We start from the raw sequence: 4867 nt of genomic DNA on the forward strand, positions 1-4867 counted from the left end.
CGCCCGCCCCGAGAACTCAGAAGTACGGTTCGATCCGGAGATTGTCGGTCACGAGCTTGACGCCGGGCGCGTTGCGCACGGCGCCGAGGACCGCCTCCTTCTCGGGGAAGGAGTGGACGCGTCCGTCGAGCGTCACCTTCCCCTCGATCACGCGGACCTCGATCCGGTTCGCCTCCCGGTCGGCGCGCCGCTCCAGCGTGTCCTCGATCGCCTTGCGGATCTTGTTGGGCTCGATCTTCGGGGCGTTGACGACGATGTTGTCGATGACTCCCCGAACCCCGTGGAGACGGCGCACCGCGCGCTCCGCGTCGTCGCGGTCGACGAGCGATTCGACCGTCCCTTCGAGGGTCACCCAGCCGTTGGCGACCGTGGAACGAATCTTCGTGTCCGGGATGAACACGTCCCATTCCAACGCGTGCCGGACCGCGCGGGCGAGGTCCGTGTCGTTGCGGGTGAGGAGACCCGGGAGCTTCACCTCCACGTCGTCGGCGACGTCGAGGACACCCGCCACACGATGCGCCGCTTCCCTCGCGGCGAGCTTCTTCGCGAAACTGTCCACCGTTCCCGTCAGGGTCACGATGCCCTCGTGAACTTCCACGCCGACCTCGGTTTCGGCAACCCTCAGGTCCCATCGGAGCTCGCGAAGGACGTCCTGCTGGATTTGAGCGTCGGTTTTGGTGCTGGTCAAGGTTTCCATAACGCCCTCCTTTCCAGGGACAGCTTCGCTCCGATCGCGCCGCGGCGAAACATCCAAACGCATCATTCACGGCGGCCGGCGCGATGGTTCTCTCCCCCGTTGATGCATCTGCGTCACGACGGGGGGCGCGCTCTTTGAGCAGAATGCTCCCGGCGCTCCGGAAAAGGTCCGGGGGGACCCCCCCGGCGCGCGGAGGTGCTCCATGAAGAAGAAGATCGTCTACGCGACCGATTTCTCGCGGCCGTCTCTGGCGGCGTTTTCCGCCGCGCTCTCGGCGGCCCGCCGCGAAGGCGCGGACCTGGTCGTCCTGCACGTGCTTCCCCCGCCGGTCGGTCCGGACGCGATGAGCTACGTTCCCGAACGGATGTACGAGGAGATGAAGGCGGCCGTCGTGCGGCAGGCGAGGCGCAAGCTCGCCGCGCTCGTGCGTCGCGCGGAGAAGGGGCGGGTTCGGGCGCGGGCCGAGCTCGTCGAGGGGATTCCGCACGAGGAGATCCCGAAATCCGCGCGGAAGCACCGGGCGAGCCTCGTCGTCGTCGGGACCCACGGACGCACGGGCCTCGCGCGGCTCCTGATGGGGAGCGTGGCGGCGCGCGTGATCGGCACCTGCCCCTGCCCGGTCATGACGATCCGCGGGAAACGCCGGTAGAGGCGCCTCCGGGGGCGTCATTTTTGCATGATACGGTGTCGCTGATGGCGGCCACGCGCGTCGGAATCATGGGCTTCGGTCAGACCGGTCGGAACGTGTTGCGCATCCTCGCGGAGCGTTCCGACGTCGAGGTCGTCGCCATCTGCGACACCGTTCCCGCGGATCAGCTCCTCTATCTCCTGAAGTTCGACACGCTGTTCGGCCGCTTCGACGCGCCGGTCGCGCTCGAGGACGGACGTCTCCGCCTGAGAAGCCGGGAGATCCGTTTCTGGGACGGCTACGCGAAAGGCGAAGTCCCGCCATGGGGCCGGGAAAAGGTCGACGTCGTCCTCGACTGCACCGCGCGGGCGCTGACCCGGGAGGAGGCGGCGCGCCATCTCGAGGCGGGGGCGGAGCGGGTCGTCGTCTGCACGCCGTCGGCCGAGCCCCTCGACATCACGATCGTCCGGGGATGGAACGACGGCGATCTGCGCGCCGGGAACCGCCTGATCGGGCTCTCCTCGCCCACGGTCTCGTGCGTGGCGCCCATCCTGTCGATCCTCAAGGAGAGTTTCGGCGTCGAACGGTGCTTCTTCGACGCGATCCACGCCTACACGAACGCGCACCGCCTCTCCGACGTCCCGCTCTCGGACAAGCGGCGCGGGCGCTCCGCCGCCGAGAACATCATTCCGCAGGAGTCGCGCTCCGAGGCGATGCTCGCGCGTCTCTTCCCGGATCTCGCGGGAAAGCTCACCGGCACGGCGGTGGACGTCCCCGTCGCGAACGGCTCGGTCGTGGATCTAACCTGCTGGCACTCCCGCGCGGTGACGCCGAAGGCGATCGCCGACGCCGTGCGAGCCGCCGCGTCCGGACGATGGAAGAACGTCGTGGCCTGCGAGGAGGAGCCGATCGTCTCGAGCGACGTGACCCGAAGCGTCTATCCGTGCATCTTCGACGCTCAGGCGACGCTCGTCCTCGGCGACCGGCTCTCGAAGACGCTCTGCTGGATCGACGCGGGATGGGCCGTCGCGACCCGCATCGTCGCGGTCGTCACGGCGCTGTCGCGCCTGGGACCCCCGCCGCCGGCCGGAGAGGCGGAAACGGGGAGCGCGGTGGCGGCGGGAGAGCGGACGTGACGATCCGGGTCGGAATCAACGGGTTCGGGCGCATCGGGAGGACCGTCTTCCGGATCCTCGCCTCCCGTCCGTCGATCGAGGTCGTCGGGATCAACGATCTCTTCGAGGCCGACCAGCTGGCCTACCTCCTTCAGTACGACACCGTCATGGGGAAATACCCGGGCGAGGTCATCGCGGAGGACGGGACGCTCTCCGCGTCGGGCCGTCGGGTGAAGCTCGCGCACGAGCGGGACCCCGAGAAGATCCCGTGGCGCGAGTGGGGGGCCTCGATCGTCGTCGAGTCGACGGGGGCCTTCCGGCGCCGCGACGAGATCGCGAAGCATCTGGCGGCGGGCGCCGAGCGGGTGATCCTGACGGTGCCGCCCAAGGATGAGATCGACGCCATGGTCGTGATCGGCGTCAACGACGACACCCTCCGGCCCGAGCATCGCCTCGTGTCCAACGCGTCGTGCACCACGAACTGCCTCGCGCCCGTCGCGAAGATCCTCGACGACGCGTTCGGGATCGAGGACGGTCTGATGTCGACCGTCCACGCGTACACGAACGACCAGCGGCTGGCCGACGTCCCGCACAAGGACCTTCGGAGAAGCCGGGCCGCGGCGTTGAACATCATCCCGACCTCGACCGGGGCGGCGCGCGCGGTCGGGAAGATCCTTCCGAAGCTCAAGGGAAAGATCGACGGGATCGCGATGAGGGTGCCCGTCCCGGACGGCTCGATCGTCGAGCTCGTCTGCCGCCTGCGCCGCCGCCCGACGAAGGCGGAGGTCAACGATGCGGTGCGGTCCGCCGCGATGGGGCGCCTCGCGCGCATCGTCGAGTACAGCGAGGCTCCGCTCGTCTCGACCGACATCATCGGGAACCCGCATTCCGCGGTCTTCGACGCGCTCTCGACGCGGGCCGACGGCGACGGCTATGCGCGCGTGCTCGCCTGGTACGACAACGAATGGGGATACTCGGAGCGGGTCGCGGATCTGGTCGAGATACTTTCCCGCCTCCGGCCTGCGGCCTAAAAGAGCGCGGCGATGCATCGAGCCGGGCGGGCGCGTGGCAGGCGCCCGCGGGCTTAACGTACGCCGCCGGTACGCCGCGCCCGCGGACCGGCTGCCCCGCATCCCGCCGGGCTCGCGCCTCGCCGCGCTCAGGGGGATTTGAGATTCCTGAGAACGACGACCGCCGCCCGACCCGCCCGAACGCGCCTTCCCGCACGTCTCGACGCGCCTCATGCGTATCGTGCCGCGCACTGTGCCGGCAGAGATGAGATGATGGAATCGTGACCGAGCCGGCCGCTCTCCACCCCTGCGCCGCGTGCGGTTTCGCCGTGCACGAGGCGGGGCCGGGATCGGGCCGGATCTGTCCCGTCTGCGGATGGATCGACGATGCCGTTCAACTCTCGCAGCCGGACCTCTCGGCGGGCGCGAACGCCGGAGCCTGCCTGAGGAGCGCGCAGCGCCGCGCGCTGGTGCGCTTCCCTGCGGAAGTGCGGAGGCACGAGGAGTGGAGCCGCGATCCGCGGTGGCGGCCTCTCGCGCCGGGGGAGGGCCCGCGGATGGCGGCGTTTTCCCCGTCCTCGCCGGTCTGCTATCTGGAGGACGCGTCCGTCGAGGACTCCGAGCCGTACTGGCTCGATCCGCCGCCTCCCGCCGAACCCTGAGCGACGAGGCGGCGGTCCGCAAGCACGCCGACATGGGAGGCTTCCCCGCGAACCGCGTCTCGCGCGTCCGGCAGATGATCGATCCCACCACGGCGGAATAGCGGGTCGTCTCCGGCCGACCTCCGGGAGGGCGCAAGATCCCGATAACGGCCTTCCGCGGGCGGTGAGAACCTTCCGCGGCCCTGCGCGTACCGTCGCGCGATGGAGGACCGTTGAAGATCGTCGCCGCCGGGATCCTGCTCGTCATCGCCTCGATCGTCCCGCCGGCCGCCGGCGGCGGGTCCGCCGCGCCGCCGGAGGACCGTCCCCGGATGGAGAAGCTCGCCGACGGCGTCTGGGCGTGGGTGCGCCGCGACCCCCCGGGCCTGATGGTCGACGGCAACAGCCTCGTCATCGTCAACGACCGGGACGTCGTCGTGGTCGACGCTCCCGAGGCGACGACCGGCGTGGTCGCCGAGCTGCGCCGGATCACATCCAAGCCGGTCTCGTACGTCGTCCACACGCACTGGCACGACGACCACATCACCGGCGACCACGTCTATCGCGAGCACTGGCCGTCGGTCGAGTTCGTCGGACATGCGAGCCTTCGCGAGTACCTGCCGACGACGGGCGCGGCCAACCGGAAGGGGATGATCGAAGGTGCGCCGAAATTCGTCGAATCGCTGAAGAAGCTCGTGGCGGAAGGGAAGAGCCCGGCGGGGGGCGAGATCACGGATGAGGAACGGCGGGGATACGAGAGCGACTTCGCCCTCGTC

General features: G+C 69.6%; 6 protein-coding genes and 1 pseudogene. 6 read left to right on the forward strand and 1 reads right to left on the reverse strand.

The window, feature by feature from the left end; translation table 11 throughout:
* Window positions 1-16: 16 nt before the first annotated feature.
* Entirely contained in the window at window positions 17-697 is a 681-nt protein-coding gene (locus VKH46_15570; GenBank protein ID HKB72260.1) for a BON domain-containing protein, read from the reverse strand.
* Between the two features lie 202 nt (window positions 698-899).
* On the opposite strand from VKH46_15570, the gene VKH46_15575 reads away from it, so the two are divergent.
* The 6 genes and pseudogenes from VKH46_15575 to VKH46_15600 all read left to right on the forward strand — a co-directional run.
* The gene (locus VKH46_15575; protein ID HKB72261.1) at window positions 900-1346 is read left to right on the forward strand and encodes a universal stress protein; all 447 of its coding nucleotides are present in this window, start codon (window positions 900-902) and stop codon (window positions 1344-1346) included.
* A gap of 44 nt (window positions 1347-1390) precedes the next feature.
* On the forward strand, window positions 1391-2461 hold the full coding sequence (locus VKH46_15580) for a glyceraldehyde 3-phosphate dehydrogenase NAD-binding domain-containing protein (GenBank protein ID HKB72262.1): 1071 nt from the start codon (window positions 1391-1393) through the stop codon (window positions 2459-2461).
* Entirely contained in the window at window positions 2458-3471 is a 1014-nt protein-coding gene (gene gap / locus VKH46_15585; GenBank protein HKB72263.1) for a type I glyceraldehyde-3-phosphate dehydrogenase, read from the forward strand. The genes VKH46_15580 and gap overlap by 4 nt, the downstream gene beginning before the upstream one ends.
* 260 nt (window positions 3472-3731) lie before the next feature.
* On the forward strand, window positions 3732-4112 hold the full coding sequence (locus tag VKH46_15590) for a CPCC family cysteine-rich protein (protein ID HKB72264.1): 381 nt from the start codon (window positions 3732-3734) through the stop codon (window positions 4110-4112).
* A 2-nt stretch (window positions 4113-4114) separates the two neighbouring features.
* Window positions 4115-4213 (forward strand): annotated as a pseudogene (locus tag VKH46_15595) (DUF4242 domain-containing protein).
* 111 nt (window positions 4214-4324) lie between these two features.
* Window positions 4325-4867 (forward strand): MBL fold metallo-hydrolase (locus tag VKH46_15600; GenBank protein HKB72265.1); only part of this gene is annotated, 543 nt, incomplete at its 3' end.

The sequence above is a fragment of the Thermoanaerobaculia bacterium genome (genome assembly GCA_035260525.1).
Lineage (GTDB): Bacteria > Acidobacteriota > Thermoanaerobaculia > UBA5066 > DATFVB01 > DATFVB01.